Source organism: Streptomyces sp. SID13666, from assembly GCF_010548325.1.
Classification (GTDB): domain Bacteria; phylum Actinomycetota; class Actinomycetes; order Streptomycetales; family Streptomycetaceae; genus Actinacidiphila; species Actinacidiphila fildesensis.
Genome location: NZ_JAAGLX010000006.1, coordinates 17,422 through 33,578 on the forward strand (window position 1 = coordinate 17,422; position 16,157 = coordinate 33,578).

Below are 16,157 nucleotides of genomic sequence, written 5' to 3' on the forward strand. Positions count from 1 at the left end.
ACAAGGCGCAGCAAACAGGTCTGGACCAATCCTGTCAATGGTCTGAACCAACACCCGTGCGACATTCGGTGGTCACCGCGCCCCCGCGCGGCCGTCATCCGCCGCTGTGCGTCAATCCCCGGGCGGCCGCGTCCCCTTGTTCCGTACGCTCTTCGACCACGGCCACTTCAGCCGGGTGTCCGGGACGGTCCCCTCGGGGTCGTACACGAAGACCCACCGGGTCTGCCGCGCCGCGCGCGGGCCCGGGCTCGGCTCGCGGTGGTACACGTGCACCACGGGTTTGCCCCCGTCGGCGTCCGGCACCGGCACGGTGTACACCTTCGGCGGCTGTCCGGTCGCCCCGACCAGGACGCCCATCAGGCGTCCGTCCAGCGGGCCGCCGACGAACTCCGTGTTCTCGCTTCTCACCCGCCCAGCATCCCACGGCCGTCGTCGTCGGGGAGCAGATGCGCGACGGCCTCCACGATCGGGGCAAGCCGCCGGGCCAGTTCGCCGGCCGGGCTGTCGGGGGTCTCCAGGGCCAGCGCCGCCGCGGCGATCCCGGCGGTCTCCGGGTCGGTCGTCGCGGTGATCACCAGCAGGCCGGTGAGATGGTCGACGAGCCAGCCGCGCAGCTCCGGCAGCGGCGGCTGCTTGCCCTCGTCCAGCCAGGTCAGGGACACCGCCTCGACGGAGGCGATCCAGGAGCGGACCATCATCGCCAGCCGCGGGCCGGGATCCGGCGCCCCCAGGTGCAGCAGCACCTGCTCGGCCGCGCTGCGCCGCACCCCGTCGACGATCGCGCCGGTCCGGCTGGTCTCGGCGACGCTGCCGCCGCGCAGCAGCGCGGAGTAGGCGGCGTCGTGCTCGTCCACGAACGCCAGATAGCGGTCCAGGGCGTGCGCCAGTCGCTGCGTCGGTGCGCCCTGCGACGGTTCGACGAAGCATTTCCGCAGCTCATCGGCGGCATTGTGCATCGCGGCCTCGTACAACTGCTGTTTGCCACCAGGGAAGTACCGGTAGACCAGCGGCCGTGACACCCCGGCGGCGGCCGCGACATCGTCGACCGACACGTCCTCGGGGCGGTGGTGCCCGAAGAGGTCCACCGCTGCCGCGAGCAACTGCGTACGGCGTTGCTCGACGCTGAGTCGGCGGTATGCGGGCGCCGCGCTGCCGTTCATGGGCGCAGCCTAACCGGTGGGGCCCGGCGCGGGTCCGGTAACGGCCGCGCACCAGGTCGTAACGGGTCGTTCAGGCGAGCAGGCCCGAAGCGCGCCACAGCCGGCGGCCGGGGCCGCGCAGCACGTCGATCTCCTCCAGGAACTCGACGAGCCGCTTCGAGGACTGCAGCATGACGTCCCGGCGGTGGCCGCTGGCCTTCACCTGCGCCATCGCGTAGGCCGGGTTCAGCCCGACCGCCGCGTACACCTTCGGGCTGACCAGCGAGCCCGCCACGATCCTGGCGGTCTCCCCGGAGGTCAGCCGGGTGAGCTCGCGCTCCCAGCGCGGAGCGGTCGACATCTGGCGGGTCAGCTCCTCACGGGCGTACCGCACGTGCCGGGCCTCCTCGACCACATGGATGCGGGTCACCCCGCGCACCAGCGGCTGGACACGCTCGTCCGGGAAGGTCAGCCGCTGCATCCAGTCGAGGATCTCCTCGACGAGCAGCGTCCCGGTGAAGGCGCCGGGCGTCGTCGAGTACGTCTTCAGGATCCGGCCGAGGTGCAGATGGAGCTTGCTGGGCCGGTAGACCGGGGTGCCGGACTTCTTGACCAGCCGGCCGAACATCATCGAGTGCCGGCACTCGTCGGCGACCTCGGTCAGCGCGTACCGGACGTGCTGGCTGGTCGGGTCGAGGGCGTAGATGTGCCGGGCGAGCAGCTGCATCAGGATGATCTCGAACCAGATGCCCATCGAGGCGATGCTCGCGCCTTCGTGCCGGCTCAGCTCGATCCGCTGCTCCTGCGACATGTGCTTCCACAGCGGTGTGTCGTAGAGCGAGCACAGCTCCGGGGGCCAGAACCACTTGCCGTCCTCGAACGGGGCGTCCCAGTCCAGCTCGGTGTCGGGGTCGAAGGAGTGCTTGGCGGAGGCGTCGAGCAGCCGCTCCGCGACCTTCTCGCGCTCCGTGATTTTGGTCATGATGGGGGCCATACGCTTATGAGACTGCGTGTCAGCAAGGACGTCAATCCCTCGCGCAGAACTTGTTGACCCGGCGGTAACCGGCGTGTGAGTCTGCGAACGACCGCCAACGACCGCACGGCCAACGACCGGACCCCGTAACGAATTTCGGGCGAGCCACGAGGAGGCGTCAGTGTCGACGCACGAGCTCTACACGACAGCACCGACCGAAGCGCTCTGGGAGGTCACGGCGAGCGGCGCGGCCCGCTTCTCCTGGGAGTACGACGACGGGCGCGACCGGCTGCTGGCCCTCTACCAGAAGGGCAAGGACAAGCAGTGGGACGCCGTCCGGAGGATCGACTGGGACCTGGAGGTCGATCCCTACGACCCGCTCGGCGTCCCGGACGAGGCGCTCACCGTCTACGGGACCCGTTACTGGGACAAGATGGACGAACAGAACAAGAAGGACCTGCGACGGCACTACGCGTCCTGGCAGTTCAGCCAGTTCCTGCACGGCGAGCAGGGCGCCATGGTCTGCGCGGCCCGCATCGTCGAATCCGTCCCCGACCTGGACGCCAAGTTCTACTCCGCGACCCAGACCATGGACGAGGCCCGGCACGCCGAGATATACGCCCGGTTCCTGCAGGAAAAGGTCGGGATGCTGTATCCGATCAATGATTCCCTGCAGGGCCTGCTCGGCGACACCCTGCGCGATTCCCGCTGGGACATGCCCTATCTCGGAATGCAGGTCCTCATCGAAGGACTCGCCCTCGCCGCGTTCGGCATGCTCCGCGACACCACGGACAAACCGCTGCCCAAGCAGATCCTGGCCTACATCATGCAGGACGAGGCCCGGCACGTCGCTTTCGGGCGGATGGCCCTGCGTGACTACTACCAGCAGCTCAGCGACGGTGAACTCCGGGAACGTGAGGAATTCGTCATCGAGGGCTGCTATCTGATGCGCGACCGGCTGCGCGGGGTCGAGGTCCTGGAGAACTTCGGAATCCCGCGAAAGGACTCCGAGGAACTCAGCGAGAACTCCGAGTACCTGCACCTGTTCCGGAAACTGCTCTTCAGCCGGATCGTGCCCTGTGTGAAGGACATCGGTCTGTGGGGCCCTCGGCTGCAACAGGCCTATGTCGACATGGGCGTCTTCGACATGGGCGACTCCAATCTCGATCTGCTCATGGCCGAGGACGAGGAGATCGCCGAGAAGCTCGACGCCGAGCGCTTCGCCGCCGAGGAGTCGGCCCGCGTCGCGGAGGTCGCCGACGCGATCACCCTCGGCTCGGGAACGGAGACCGCCTGAATCCCGGGGAGAGTTCCCAGGACGTCAAAAACATCTGCTCGGGAGTCGTACGCTTGCTCGATGCTTGAAGGACCGAGAGCGCGACGGCGCGTACGCATGGCGCTGGGGCTCGCACTGCTGACCCTCAGCGCCGCCTGTGGATCCGGCTCGAAGCCGTCGCCCGAGGTACTGGCGCCGGTGTCCGCCGCGCCCACCGCACAGGTCGACGGCCTGCCCGAAGGCTCGGTGGCGCCGGAGGCGACGACACCGGCCGCACCGGGGACGATCACCCTCGCGTTCGGCGGCGACGTGCACTTCACGGAGCGTACGCAGCCCCGGCTGGTCAACGGGATGACGGAGCCGGCGATCGGTCCGCTCTCCAAGACCCTCGCGGCGGCCGACTTCTCCATGGTCAACCTGGAGACGGCGATCACCACGCGGGGCACCCCGCAGCCCAAGACGTACCACTTCAGGACCCCCGCCACCGCGCTCGACGTCCTCAAGAAGTCGGGCGTGGACGCGGTCTCGATGGCGAACAACCACGCCGTCGACTACGGCGCGCAGGGGCTGACGGACACCCTCGCGGCGGTCAGGGACGCGCCGATCCCGGTCGTCGGCATCGGTGCGAACGAGGCCCAGGCCTACCGTCCGTATCTGAAGACGATCCGCGGGGTGAAGCTCGCCGTCCTCGCGGCCAGCCAGGTGCAGGACATCACCAACCAGAACTGGCGCGCCACGGCGTCCAAGCCGGGCATCGCCTCGGCACTGGAGCAGACCAAGCTGGTGGCGGCGGTCAAGGCGGCGAGGAAGAAGGCCGACGTCGTGGTCGTCTATCTGCACTGGGGCACCGAGGGGCAGTCCTGCCCGGGGCCCGAGCAGAAGTCCATCGCGGCCAAGCTGGCGGCGGCCGGGGCCACCGCGGTCGTCGGCACGCACGCACACGTGATGCTGGGCTCCGGGATGATGCGGCAGACCTATGTCGCCTACGGCATGGGCAATCTGCTCTGGTACGGCACCTCGCCCTACCCGAACTCCAACGACACCGGCATCACCACCCTGACCATCGCCAAGGGGAAGGTCGCGGGCGAGCGCTTCACGCCGGCCTTCGTCGACAACCACGGTGTGCCCATGCCCCAGGAGGACGCCGGGGCCAAACGCATCAACGACCGCCGCGCCGGGCTGCGCGGCTGCACGGGATTGTCAGCGGCGCCGAAGAAGTAGGAACCGCCGCGCTGTCACCGGCATCTATCACTGCAGATGTACGGGGGTTTGGCTGTGTGTTCAGTCCTGCCGTGCTGCGACGCGACGAGAGAAGGGGACTCAACCCATGGCGCGACTCACCGCGAGCCAGCGGAACGTAGCGATAACCGTTGCCTCGGTCATCGCCCTGATAGCCGCGATAGCCGGTGCCCTGGCGGTGTCCGGATACAACAAGGCACAGGCGGACGCGAAGGAATCCAAGCCCACGGTGGACGCCAAGCCCGCCCGGCCGGTGCCGATCGAGATCGTGCACATGCCGGAGAGCGGCGGCAAGGCCGTCAACATCACCATCGACGACGGCCCCGACCCCACCTGGACGCCCAAGGTGCTCGAGGTGCTGAAGCAGAACGATGTGAAGGCCGTCTTCTGCGTGATCGGTCCGCAGGCGAAGGCCCACCCCGACCTCATCCGGCAGATCGTGGCCGCCGGACACCGGCTCTGTGACCACTCGATGACGCACGACACGGGGATGGACAAGAAGTCCGAGGCGTACCAGAGCCAGGAGATCCTCGACGCGCAGCGGATGATCGAGGAGGCCTCCGGTGGTGTGAAGGTGCAGTACTGGCGGGCCCCGGGCGGTGCTTTCACCCCCTTCAACCGCAAGCTCGCCGCGGCGCACGGAATGCGGCCGCTCGGCTGGAACGTGGACTCCAAGGACTTCGAGAAGCCCGGTGTCGGCGCCATCGTGAGCACCGTCAAGAAGGAGGTGGCGGGCGGTCCGACCCTCCTCTTCCACGACGGCGGCGGTAAGCGCGAGCAGACGGTCGCGGCCCTGGAGAAGGTGCTTCCGTGGCTGAAGCAGCAGGGCTACGCGTTCAGCTTCCCGAAGATCTACTAGACCCCGCAGCCCCGCAGCCCCGTTCAGCGGTGGCGCCGGTCAGCCCAGGACGGCCCGCATGACGTCGCGGGCGATGGGGGCCGCGCTGCCGCCGCCGGAGATGTCGGCCCGGACGGCCTCGGCGTCCTCGACGACGACGGCCACCGCGACGGCCGGCTGGCCGGCGGTGGACTTGGCGTAGGAGATGAACCAGGCATACGGCATGCCCTTGTTGCCGACGCCGTGCTGGGCGGTGCCGGTCTTGCCGCCGACCGTGATGCCGGGGATGGCCGCGTTGGTGCCGGTGCCCTTGGTGACGACGGCCTCCATCATCTGCTGGAGCCGGACGGCGGTGCCGGAGCTGACGGCCTGGTGCAGGAGGCGGCCGGCGGCCGCGGCGACCGTGACCCCGTTGGAGTTGGTGATCCGGTCGACGAGGTACGGGGACATCAGCTCACCGCCGTTGACGACCGCCGCCGCGACCATCGCCATCTGCAGCGGGGTCGCGGTGGTGTCGAACTGGCCGATGGACGACAGGGCGACCTGGTCGGGTCCCATCCTGGTGTCGAAGTTGCTCGGGGCGACGCTCGGCGGGATCCGCAGCCGGTGGTCGTTGAAGCCGAACGCCTGCGCCTGCTTCACCATCCCCTTCAGCCCGACGTCCACGCCGAGCTTCGCGAAGACGGTGTTGCACGAGACGGTGAAGGCGACGAGCAGGGTGGCGTCGGCGCAGCCCGCCGCCTCGTTCTCCAACTGGGTGGTGGTGCCGGGCAGCGTGTAGGGCTCGGGGGTCTTCGTCGGGGCCTTCGGATCGGTGACCTTGCCCGACTCCAGGGCCGCGGCGGCGGTGACGACCTTGAAGGTGGAACCCGGCGGGTATGTCTGGCGGATCGCCCGGTCCAGCATCGGCTGCTCGGGATCGGAGGTGAGCCGGGCCCACTCGGCGTTGACGTCACGGCCGGTCCCCGCGATCCCCGAGGGGTCGTAGGAGGGCGTGGAAACCAGCGCCAGGATCCGCCCGGTGGCCGGGTCGAGCGCGGCGACGGCGCCCGTGCGGTCGCCGAGCCCGGTGAAGGCGGCCTCCTGGGCGGCCGGGTTGATGGTGGTGTGGACGTCGCCGCCCTTCTGCCGGGCGCGGGTGATCTCGTTCCACAGCGGCAGCGAGGCCAGCTGCGGGTCCGTGCCGGACAGCACGGCGTCCTCGGTGCCCTCCAGCATCCTCGTGCCGTACAGCTGCGACACATAGCCCGTGACGGGCGCGTACAGCGGCCCCTGGGTGTAGGTGCGCAGATACGTCAGCTGGTCGTCGGTCTCCCGGTAGCCGGTGACGGGCCTCCCCGCGACCAGGATGTCGCCGCGCGGCTGGTCGTAGCGGGCGATCATCGCGCGGCGGTTGGCCGGATTGGCGTTGAACGAGTCGGCCTGGAAGATCTGCACCCGGCTGGTGTTGATCAGCAGCGCGACCAGCAGGACCAGACAGCAGGCGGCGGCCCGCCGGATGTAGCGGATCACCAGGCACCCGCGTCCGGCAGGGGACGGCGCGCGCTGTCGCTGAGCCGGATCAGCAGCGCGACGATGATCCAGTTGGTGACGACGGACGAACCGCCCTGGGCGAGGAACGGCATCGCCATGCCGGTGAGCGGGATCAGGTCCATCACCCCGCCCGCGATCACGAAGACCTGCAGGGCCAGGATCGAGGCGAGGCCGATCGCCAGCAGCCGGCCGAACGGGTCGCGCAGCGCCAGCCCCGCCCGGTAGCCGCGGGCCACCAGCAGCGCGTAGAGCACGAGGAGCACCGTCAGCCCCGCCATGCCCAGCTCCTCGCCCACCGTGGAGAGGATGAAGTCGGACTTGGTGGCGAAGCCGATCAGATACGAGTGGCCCTGTCCGAGGCCGGTGCCGAGCATGCCGCCGGCGCCGAAGGCGAACAGCGACTGGGCGAGCTGGTTGGGTCCGTCGCCCGCCTCGATGCTGGCGAACGGGTGCAGCCAGTCCTCCACCCGCGCGTGGACATGCGGTTCGACCGCACCGACGGCGAAGGCGCCGAGCGCCGACAGCAGCAGCCCCACCGCGATCCAGCCGGTCCGGCCGGTCGCGACGTACAGCATCACCACGAACAGCCCGAAGAAGAGCAGCGAGGTGCCCAGGTCCCGCTCCGCGATCAGCAGGCACACGCTGAGCAGCCAGATCGTCACGATCGGACCGAGCACCCGGCCGGTGGGCAGCTGCAGCTTCCAGAAGGTGCGGCCGGTGTACGCCAGGGCGTTGCGGTTGGTGGCGAGATACGCGGCGAAGAACAGCGCGAGCAGGATCTTGGCGAACTCGCCCGGCTGGATCGAGAAGCCGGCGACCCGGATCCAGATCTTGGCGCCGTTGATCGCCGGGAAGGAGATCGGGACGACCATGAGGAACAGGGCCGCCGCGCAGCAGACGTACGCGTAGCGCGACAGCACCCGGTGGTCGCGCAGCACCAGGACCACCGCGATGAAGAGCCCGATGCCCAGCGTCGACCAGACCAGCTGGGTGGGAGCGCCCTCGGCACCGAGCACCGGCTCCAGATCGAGCCGGTAGATGAGGACCAGCCCGACCCCGTTGAGCAGGACGGCGATCGGGAGCAGCAGCGGGTCGGCGTAGGGCGCGCGGGCCCTGACCGCGACATGGGCGAGCAGGGCCAGCACGCCGAGCCCCGCTCCGTACCCCGCCGCGTCGGGTGGCACGGCGCCGTTCCTGGCCAGTCCCACTTCCGCGTAGCCGTACACCGAGATGAGAACCGCACCGATCAGCAGGGAGAGCTCCACGCCGCGCCGCTTCGGCAGCAGCACGAGGGGCGGGGGAGCGTCGGTGGTCGTTGCGCTCATGGGCTGCAACGTAGCAAGCGGCGGGGCCAATGTCCCTTATGTGACCGATGGGCACCGCGAGCCCCGCTGTCGGAGCCGGGACGTAGGCTGCAGGATGTGACACCACCCGAGGAGCTCGCCGACCTGCGCTACGCCGACCTGCTGCGCCCGCACGAGGGCGGCCTGGAGGTCGACGAGCGGTACGACACCGTGCACTTCGACCGGCTCACCTTCGAGGACGAGAAGGCCTCGGGGGCACACTTCCTCGAGTGCGCCATCACGGACTGCAGCTTCACCGGCACCCCACTGCGCGGCGCCCGGTTCAACGACGTCTGGGCGCAGGCCACCCGCTTCACCGGCACCGCGCTCGCCGAGTCCTCCTGGCTCGACACCACCTTCTCGGCGTGCGCCCTGGCGGGCATCGAGGCGTACGGCTCGGTGCTGCGGCGGGTGGTGTTCCGCCAGTGCAAGTTCGACTCGGTGAACCTGCGGGCCACCACGCTGCACGACGTGGTCTTCGAGGACTGTGTGCTGCGGGACGTCGACCTCGGCGGCGCCAAGCTCACCGGGGTGACCTTCCCCGGCACCCGGCTGGAGCGTGTCCACCTCGCCCGCGCCACGCTGAAGAAGACCGATCTGCGCGGCGCCACCACCCTCGAACTCGCCGACGGCCATGAATCGCTCAAGGGTGCCCTCATCACCACCCTCCAGCTCTTCGACCTGGCCCCGGTGCTCGCCCAGACCCTCGGCATCACCGTCAAGGACAAGTAGTCAAGGACAAGTAGGAGACCCCTGTGAGCCTGTACGACATCCCGCTGCGCACCCTGTCCGGCGAGCCCGCCTCGCTGGCGGACCAGCGCGGCAAGGCGCTGCTCATCGTCAACGTCGCCTCCAAGTGCGGTCTCACCCCGCAGTACGAGGGCCTGGAGCGGCTGCAGCAGCGGTACGCGGAGCGCGGCTTCACCGTGCTCGGTGTGCCCAGCAACCAGTTCGCCGGCCAGGAGCCCGGCAGCGCGGAGGAGATCCAGACCTTCTGCTCCACCAGCTACGGTGTGAGCTTCCCGCTCCTCGAGAAGGCGGACGTCAACGGCGAGGAGCGGCACCCGCTGTACACCGAGCTGACGCAGGCGAAGGACGCCGAGGGCGAGGCCGGTGACGTGCAGTGGAACTTCGAGAAGTTCCTGATCGGCCCGGACGGCGAGGTGGCGGGAAGGTTCCGGCCGCGCACCGAGCCCGAGGCCGCTGAGCTGGTCGAAGCCATCGAAGCCGTGCTGCCCGCCTGACCTCGCAAGATCGCCTCGGGGGCCCCTAAGGGCGAGGCCACGCCATGGCGCGATCCGGCACGTTGGAACTCATTGTCCGGGTGGTCGCTCTCCTGCTTTTCTCTTCTTACCGCCTCGGCGAGGAAGGGACAGCGGAGTGCAGGAGAGCGAATTCCGTACCGGGCATCTATGCGTGGACACGGATCCTGCGCTGTGCCTCCCCTGCCAGGAGCGGTTGGATCGGCAACTCGCCTTGCTTCCCCGGGTATATGGCGAGTTGGAGGCTGCGCTCGTTCCGGCTGTGGACGGTGGCGACCGTGTCACCGCAGGTGGCCGGCCCGGCATCCCGCTGAACGGGCCGGCTGTCGATGCGCGCGCCGACATCCGAGGCACCCTCGCCTCCTGGGCCGATCTGATAGTCGAGGGCCGCACCGTCCGCCTCCCCCTGCGGACGGTGCCGGCCCTCGCCGCATTCCTACGACGCCATCTGGCGTGGCTGGCCGTCCACCCCGCCGCCGAGGACGCCGCGGCCGAGGTCGACGCACTCGTGCGCCGCTGCATGAAGATCGCCCGACCCCGTCTGGAGCGCCGTATCCCCGTTGGCCCGTGCATCGTGCAGTCCTGCCCCGGCCGCCTCACCGCCGTCGTCCGTGAACCCGGTTCCACGCTTCCCCCGGCTGTGGAGTGCGATACGGAGCGCGCGCACGTCTGGCCGCCGGAGCGCTGGCGCGCCCTGTACCGGGGCCGGGCCTGTGACGGGGTCCCGCCAGGGCTCAGCGCCCGCGAGATCTCCTCGGCCTGGCGGATTCCCGCAGGCACCGTCTACTGGCTCGCCAATGAGCACCAGTGGCGGCGCAAGCGCGACGGGCGGCAGGTCTTCTACGCCCAGGAGGACGTGCTGCGGACGTTGGGCCGCGACCGCCTCACGGGCTGAGCGCGCCCCGGCCTGCACGGAGCGGACCCGGGCCGGCGACGGTCCGTGAGCGGCCGGGCGAGAACGGCTGAAAAGATTCGGTGCCGGCTGGCCGGGAACGGCCCCTCATGGCTGAAAAGGCACCCTTGCCTCGTGCCGCACTCCGTAACCCGCGTAACCACGCATCCGGGCGGTCTTCCGAGCGACATGGCTGAAAATCGCTGTCGCTCTGGCCGAAACGTGTCCGGACGTACACAGCGCTGTACGGCCCGCGGCGTAGCCGCGAGCCGTACAGCGCTGTGGGGGAGGGGGGAAGGTCTGTTGTCAGGCAGTCGCCGAGGCGGGCACCCAGATGGCGGGTGCTGCTGTCTGGTCCCACAACTCCGGGCTGGCGCTCTGTGACGTGCGCTGCGACTCCGTGCCGGAGTCGTGCGTCGCTGCCATGGCGGTCCCGCCGACTGAAGAAAGGGCGAGCACCAGGGCTGCGACCGCAGTGATCTTGGTCAGGTGCTGCATGCTCGACATCGTGATCCTTGTCTGGGAAGGCAGGAGATTGCTCACGGGTTCGGGATGCCCTTGTAGCAATGCCAGAGTGCCAAAAATGGACGGCAAGTGGCCAGTTAGGGCAGGTGCGTAAGTGCGCAATGGCGCGAATCGGAAGGTCATGAGGTCAGATGAACCCATGAGTGACGGCGAGGACGCCGGCCTGGAACCGGCTCTCGGCCTGCAGGTATCTCATGACCTCGGAGACCAGACGGCTCACCGTACGCAGTGAGATCCCCAGTTTCCTGGCGATCCGCTCATCGGTGAGTCCATTGGCCAGGAGACGCATGGCGGTGCGGTGCTGTTCGGTCAGCTCGCTCGCGGAGTCGAACCGGTCAGCCACTTTGGTCGAGTACGGCACGGAGCGCAACCAGCAGTCCTCGTAGAGGGCGCTGTAGGTACGGACCAGCGCCGTACCGCGGACCAGGAGCGCGGCTTCCGACGGGTTGTCGGGGTTGGCCGCGAGGATCGCGGTGTGCATGTCGCCGATGCTCAGGTCCAGCGGGACCTGGGGCGCCAGCCGGACCTCCACACCCGCGGAGGCCAGCTCGGAGAGGTACTTGCGCTGCCGCGGCGCCGAGTTGATGCCCTGGGTGTAGATCGCCTGCACCCGGATACCGCGTTTGACCATGTCGGCGTCGCCCTGCAGGGACTCGGCCAGTACCTCGGCCGGCGGCAGCGGCCCCGGATGCATGGACCGTGAGCGGGTGGTGAGGGTGGCGTAGTAGTCACCGACCATCTGCCGCTTGCGGCCGTCACCGGTGATGATCTCGACCTCGACCTTGGCCGCGTCCCGCTGGACCGCGGGACGGTAACGCTCCATCAAGGACTCCGACGCCCTGACGATCGCGGTCAGCTCTTCACGCTGCGCCTGCAGTGCGGCCCGCTGCCGGTCCAGCAGGCTGATCAGCGCGGTGTCCGGATCCACGGGGTCGACCTCCTCCGGGCTGCGTCCGGCGCGAATCAGCCCCAGCTCCCGGAGCTCGGCCCAGCCGGTCGCCGCCTCGGTGGCGGTGAGACCCAGTCGTGCCGCGGCCGTCGCCGGTGGGCACGACCCCTGATCACGCAATGCCTGGTACAAGGCAAGACCGACATCGTCGGATTCCGCCGCCCCGCCTCGAACAGTCACAGCCATGGCTACCCCCTCACCCAGAGGCGACTTTAGCAACGGTTGTGCCATATGCCAGCGGCCCGCTGCCAGCAGATGGCCGGTCATCGCGGTCGCACGTCGCCGCCGGGCCGCTGTGGCCGGGCCCCGGGGGCGGGGGGAGGAAACACTGTCCGGAATGCCGGGCTCCGCACGGCTCCTCCAGGAACTGCCGGGGGTCCCGCTCCGCAGGATCGGTGACGCACGTCACCAACCTCCAATCCATCCTCTTGGCCGCTGGTCGGCCGTGTCAACCGGTTCACGCAACCGCTGCTTTAGCCACTCGACCGATCCTCCAACGACATGTGCGGGACCCGTTCCACGCCGGTCTGTCAGCGGACCGGTGGCTGCGCCGCGAGGGGATGTCGAGGGGATGTCATTGTCAGGCTTCGCCACTTTCACCGAGCTTGTCCTGGAACGGGCCGCGGAGCTCGCGGACGCGGACGCCCATGTCTTCCTCCGGGACGCGGGACCGGCCATGGCGGCCGAGCATCTGACCTACGCGGAGCTGGACCGGGAAGCGCGGCGGATCGCCTCCGTCCTGCAGCTGCACGGCGTGGAGGGGCAGCCGGTGCTGCTCCTGTACCCGACGACGGCCGAGTTCCTGAAGGCGTTCATCGGCTGCCTGTACGCCGGAGCGGTGGCCGTGCCGGCGCCGCTGCCCGGTGACGCCGGCCAGGAGAAGCGGCTGAGCCGTACCTCCGCGGTGATCCGGGACTCCGGAGCGAAGCTGGTGCTCACCGACCGGGCCAACGCGCCGGACATCGCGCTGTGGCTCTCCCGGGCCCGCCGCGAGGACGTGGTCTGCCTGGCCACGGACAACACCGGCTTCGGCGACCCGGCCGCCTGGCAGCCCGTCGCGGCCCGCCCCGACGACCTGGCGTTCCTGCAGTACACCTCGGGCTCGGTCTCCGACCCGCGCGGCGTCATGGTCTCGCACCGCAACCTGATGGCCAACGAGGCGGCCATCGCCCGGTCCCTGGGCACCACGCCGGAGGACCGGTTCGGCGGCTGGCTGCCGCACTTCCACGACATGGGCTTCATCGCCCACCTGCTGCACCCGCTCTGGCTGGGCAGCTCCTCGGTGCAGATGTCGCCCAGCTCCTTCATCAAGCGGCCGGTGCGCTGGCTGCAGGCGATCGACGAGTACGGCGTGACCGCGGGCGGCGGCCCCAACTTCTGCTTCGAACTGTGCCTGCGCCGCGTCACCGACGAGCAGATCGAGGCGCTCGACCTGTCCCGCTGGCGGCTCGCGCTCAACGGCGCCGAGCCGGTCCGCGCCGACACCCTCAAGGCGTTCGCCGAGCGCTTCGCCCCCGCCGGGCTGCGGCCCCAGGCGCTGTACCCCTGCTACGGGCTGGCCGAGGCCACCCTCATCGTGTCCGGCGGCGTCCCCGACGCCCCGTTCACCGAGAAGCAGGCGGACACCAAGGCCCTGGAGCGCGACCAGCTGGCGGCGGCCGAGCCGGGCAGGCCGCAGCGGACCCTGGTCAGCAGCGGACACGTCACCGACTTCGACGTACGGATCGTGGACCCGGCCGGCTACCGGGAGCTGCCGGCCGGCGCCGTCGGTGAGATCTGGCTGCGCGGCGACAGCGTCGCCCAGGGCTACTGGCGGCGACCGGAGGAGTCCGAAGCGACCTTCCACGGCACCCTGAACGACGGCGAGACCGGGTTCCTGCGCACCGGGGACCTGGGTGTGCTGGAGGACGGCGAGCTGTTCGTCACCGGCCGCCTCAAGGAAGTGATCATCATCAACGGGCGGAACGTGTACCCGCAGGACGTCGAGTTCGCGGTGCGCGCCATCAGCCCGGCGCTCGCCCACGGTGCCGGAGCCGCCTTCAGCGTCGAGGCCGGGCGCGAGCAGCTGGTGGTGGTGCAGGAGGTCAAGGGCGAGGGCGCGAGCGCGGCGAGCCTGCGGGTACTGGCCCAGCAGGTGCAGGCGATGATCGGCCAGGACTTCAACATCCCGGCGGGCAACGTCCTGCTGGTCCGGCCGGGCACGGTCCGCAGGACCACCAGCGGCAAGGTGCAGCGCACCCTGATGCGGCAGCTCTTCCTCGACGGTGAGCTACGCGGCGAGTACGAGGCGCTGGACCCGGCCGTGCACGCCGTGGTGCGGGCCCGCGACACCCTGCTCGGCGAGGACCTGCTGCAACCGGAACCGGCCGGCGGGAGAGGCAGGCCGTGGTGACCAGACCCGCGACCGGCAGTCCCGCCGCCCTCGCCGAGGCGCCCGCACCGCAGCAGCGTGAGGCTGCGGTGCAGGCGCGTGTCGCCGAGCTGGAGGCGCTGCTCGGCGACCCCACCGACCCCGGCAACCCCTGCGGCTACCAGGCGGTGCTGAACGCCGACCGGGCCGCGGTGCCGTTCAGCCGGGGCGAGGGGCTGCTCGACGACTTCGGGATGAACCGCGAGTTCGTCCCCAGCAGGCTCGGCGGCCGGCTGGACTCCATCGACACCCTCGTCCGCGTCATGCGCCCGGTCTTCCGCCGGGACGTCGGGCTCGGCATGAGCTACGGGATGATGTCGTACATGGCCGCCTCCGACGTCTGGATGGCGGGCAGCGACGAGCAGCAGGAGTGGCTCGCCGGTTCGATGCTGCGCGGCGCGAAGGCGGCCATCGCGCAGCACGAGACGGCGCACAGCAACCAGCTGGTCCGCAGCCAGGTCGCGGCGCGGCGGGCGGACGGCGGCGGCTTCCTGCTCAGCGGCGGCAAGCCGGTGATCAACAACCTGGCCCGTTCCGAAGCCCTGGTGCTGTTCTGCCGCACCGACCCGGCTCCCGGCAGCCGCAGCCATTCGGTGCTGCTGCTGAACCCGGGCGAGCTGCCCGTGGACCGCTCCAGGATCGTGCCGCACCAGATGCCGGTCGGACTGCGCGGCAACGCCTTCGCGGGGCTGGAGTTCGACGACTGCCCGGTGCCGGAGTCCGCGCTGCTCGGGCCGGTCGGCAGCGGTATCGAGACGGCGCTGCGGTCCTTCCAGATCAGCCGTACCGTCATCGCCGCGACCGCGCTCGCGGCCGTGGACACCAGCCTGCGCACGGCGGTCCGCTTCGACCACGAGCACCGTGGCGGCGGCTGGGCCGGCGCCCGTTCCGACGCGCAGCGCACCGACGCCGCCGCGACCGGAGCCTTCGTCAACCTGCTGCTGTACGACAGCCTGGCGCTCGTCGCGATGCGCGCGATCCATCTGCTGCCGACGCAGACCAGCGTGTACTCGGCGGCGCTGAAGTACCTGCTGCCCCGGATCCTCACCGAGACGATGTACGACCTGTCGATCGTGCTCGGCGCCGGGTTCTACACCCGCGAGGGCACGCTGGGCATCTTCCAGAAGCACGTCAGGGACGTGCCGGTGCTCAGCCTCGGGCACGCCGGATCGGTGGCCTGCCAGGCCACCGTCATCCCGCAGCTGCACCGGCTGGCCCGGCAGTCCTGGTTCGTCGAGGACGACGCGCCCGCCGGGCTCTTCCGGCCGCGCGCCGAACTGCCGCCGCTGCGCACCGAGTCGCTCAGCCTGGCCTGCGGCCGCGACAGCCTCAGCGCGTCGCTGCTGTCGGTCGCCGCCGCGATTCCGGGCCGCAGCCCGGTGGAGAAGGCGCTGCGCGGGCTGGCCGGGCAGTTGGTGGAGGAGTTCCGCGATCTGCGCGACCGGGTCCTGGCCCTGGAGCCCGCGGACCGCACCACCCCGGTGGGTCCTGCCTCGTTCGCCCTGATGGACCGGTACGCGCTGCTGCTCGCGGCGTCCGCCGTGCTGGGGGTGTGGCGGCACAACCAGGACGGCTCCGACCCGTTCCTGGCCGACCCGGCCTGGGCGGCCGCTGCCCTGCACCGCATCGCGCGGCGGCTGGGCGCGAAGGTCCCCGATCTGCCGGGGGAGTGCGAGACCCGGCTCCGGCACGAAGTCCACGTCCGTTTCAGCGCCCAGCGCAGCTACGACCTCTACAACACTCCCATTCCCGGCTGACGGTTCATGGGCCTGACGCGT

General features: G+C 70.1%; 15 protein-coding genes. 8 read left to right on the forward strand and 7 right to left on the reverse strand.

Annotation, left to right across the window (positions count from 1 at the left end; genetic code table 11):
• Positions 1-111 precede the first annotated feature (111 nt).
• The 3 genes from G3I60_RS11930 to G3I60_RS11940 form a co-directional block, all read right to left on the reverse strand.
• Positions 112-408, reverse strand: coding sequence for a hypothetical protein (locus G3I60_RS11930; protein ID WP_138350875.1), 297 nt, complete (start codon positions 406-408; stop codon positions 112-114).
• Complete coding sequence (locus G3I60_RS11935) at positions 405-1,160, reverse strand: TetR/AcrR family transcriptional regulator (RefSeq protein ID WP_164293317.1); 756 nt, start codon at positions 1,158-1,160, stop codon at positions 405-407. Before G3I60_RS11935 ends, G3I60_RS11930 begins: the two co-directional genes overlap by 4 nt.
• Positions 1,161-1,230: 70 nt before the next feature.
• Positions 1,231-2,121 carry a diiron oxygenase gene (locus G3I60_RS11940; RefSeq protein WP_232484645.1) on the reverse strand — a complete coding sequence of 297 codons (891 nt, stop codon included), beginning with the start codon at positions 2,119-2,121 and terminating at the stop codon, positions 1,231-1,233.
• A 172-nt stretch (positions 2,122-2,293) separates the two neighbouring features.
• On the opposite strand from G3I60_RS11940, the gene G3I60_RS11945 reads away from it, so the two are divergent.
• The 3 genes from G3I60_RS11945 to G3I60_RS11955 all read left to right on the forward strand — a co-directional run bounded on the left by G3I60_RS11945 (position 2,294) and on the right by G3I60_RS11955 (position 5,486).
• Positions 2,294-3,409 (forward strand): ferritin-like domain-containing protein, encoded by a 1,116-nt coding sequence (locus tag G3I60_RS11945; RefSeq protein WP_164293318.1) that lies wholly within the window; start codon positions 2,294-2,296, stop codon positions 3,407-3,409.
• Positions 3,410-3,469: 60 nt separating this feature from the next.
• On the forward strand, positions 3,470-4,609 hold the full coding sequence (locus tag G3I60_RS11950; RefSeq protein ID WP_164607102.1) for a CapA family protein: 1,140 nt from the start codon (positions 3,470-3,472) through the stop codon (positions 4,607-4,609).
• 106 nt (positions 4,610-4,715) lie between these two features.
• On the forward strand, positions 4,716-5,486 hold the full coding sequence (locus tag G3I60_RS11955; RefSeq protein ID WP_138350870.1) for a polysaccharide deacetylase family protein: 771 nt from the start codon (positions 4,716-4,718) through the stop codon (positions 5,484-5,486).
• A 39-nt stretch (positions 5,487-5,525) separates the two neighbouring features.
• On the opposite strand, the gene G3I60_RS11960 is transcribed toward G3I60_RS11955, so the two are convergent.
• The gene (locus G3I60_RS11960; RefSeq protein WP_164293319.1) at positions 5,526-6,977 is read right to left on the reverse strand and encodes a penicillin-binding transpeptidase domain-containing protein; all 1,452 of its coding nucleotides are present in this window, start codon (positions 6,975-6,977) and stop codon (positions 5,526-5,528) included.
• Positions 6,974-8,323 (reverse strand): FtsW/RodA/SpoVE family cell cycle protein, encoded by a 1,350-nt coding sequence (locus G3I60_RS11965; RefSeq protein WP_138350868.1) that lies wholly within the window; start codon positions 8,321-8,323, stop codon positions 6,974-6,976. The genes G3I60_RS11960 and G3I60_RS11965 overlap by 4 nt, the downstream gene beginning before the upstream one ends.
• Before the next feature lie 96 nt (positions 8,324-8,419).
• Between G3I60_RS11965 and G3I60_RS11970 the strand changes: the two genes are divergently transcribed.
• From G3I60_RS11970 to G3I60_RS44545, 3 genes are all read left to right on the forward strand, one after another.
• Complete coding sequence (locus G3I60_RS11970; protein WP_138350867.1) at positions 8,420-9,073, forward strand: pentapeptide repeat-containing protein; 654 nt, start codon at positions 8,420-8,422, stop codon at positions 9,071-9,073.
• A 23-nt stretch (positions 9,074-9,096) separates the two neighbouring features.
• Positions 9,097-9,585, forward strand: coding sequence for a glutathione peroxidase (locus G3I60_RS11975; RefSeq protein ID WP_138350866.1), 489 nt, complete (start codon positions 9,097-9,099; stop codon positions 9,583-9,585).
• 280 nt (positions 9,586-9,865) lie between these two features.
• The gene (locus tag G3I60_RS44545; protein ID WP_198356987.1) at positions 9,866-10,498 is read left to right on the forward strand and encodes a hypothetical protein; all 633 of its coding nucleotides are present in this window, start codon (positions 9,866-9,868) and stop codon (positions 10,496-10,498) included.
• 303 nt (positions 10,499-10,801) lie between these two features.
• On the opposite strand, the gene G3I60_RS11985 is transcribed toward G3I60_RS44545, so the two are convergent.
• A complete protein-coding gene (locus G3I60_RS11985) occupies positions 10,802-10,993 on the reverse strand; it encodes a hypothetical protein (RefSeq protein WP_138350865.1) in 192 nt (63 codons plus the stop codon).
• 154 nt (positions 10,994-11,147) lie between these two features.
• A complete protein-coding gene (locus G3I60_RS11990) occupies positions 11,148-12,155 on the reverse strand; it encodes a LuxR C-terminal-related transcriptional regulator (RefSeq protein ID WP_164293321.1) in 1,008 nt (335 codons plus the stop codon).
• A gap of 385 nt (positions 12,156-12,540) precedes the next feature.
• Between G3I60_RS11990 and G3I60_RS11995 the strand changes: the two genes are divergently transcribed.
• Together G3I60_RS11995 and G3I60_RS46760 are read left to right on the forward strand one after the other, a co-directional pair.
• Entirely contained in the window at positions 12,541-14,361 is a 1,821-nt protein-coding gene (locus G3I60_RS11995; RefSeq protein WP_164607104.1) for a fatty acyl-AMP ligase, read from the forward strand.
• Positions 14,358-16,136 (forward strand): acyl-CoA dehydrogenase, encoded by a 1,779-nt coding sequence (locus G3I60_RS46760; RefSeq protein ID WP_138350862.1) that lies wholly within the window; start codon positions 14,358-14,360, stop codon positions 16,134-16,136. Before G3I60_RS11995 ends, G3I60_RS46760 begins: the two co-directional genes overlap by 4 nt.
• Positions 16,137-16,157 lie beyond the last annotated feature (21 nt).

Excerpts from the sequence above, each read along its gene's own strand:
- G3I60_RS11935 (WP_164293317.1), bottom strand. The coding sequence starts at position 1,160 with ATGAACGGCAGCGCGGCGCCCGCATACCGCCGACTCAGCGTCGAGCAA.
- G3I60_RS11940 (WP_232484645.1), bottom strand. The coding sequence starts at position 2,121 with ATGACCAAAATCACGGAGCGCGAGAAGGTCGCGGAGCGGCTGCTCGAC.
- G3I60_RS11950 (WP_164607102.1), top strand. The coding sequence starts at position 3,470 with ATGCTTGAAGGACCGAGAGCGCGACGGCGCGTACGCATGGCGCTGGGG.
- G3I60_RS11955 (WP_138350870.1), top strand. The coding sequence starts at position 4,716 with ATGGCGCGACTCACCGCGAGCCAGCGGAACGTAGCGATAACCGTTGCC.
- G3I60_RS11965 (WP_138350868.1), bottom strand. The coding sequence starts at position 8,323 with ATGAGCGCAACGACCACCGACGCTCCCCCGCCCCTCGTGCTGCTGCCG.
- G3I60_RS11985 (WP_138350865.1), bottom strand. The coding sequence starts at position 10,993 with ATGCAGCACCTGACCAAGATCACTGCGGTCGCAGCCCTGGTGCTCGCC.
- G3I60_RS11990 (WP_164293321.1), bottom strand. The coding sequence starts at position 12,155 with ATGGCTGTGACTGTTCGAGGCGGGGCGGCGGAATCCGACGATGTCGGT.
- G3I60_RS11995 (WP_164607104.1), top strand. The coding sequence starts at position 12,541 with ATGTCATTGTCAGGCTTCGCCACTTTCACCGAGCTTGTCCTGGAACGG.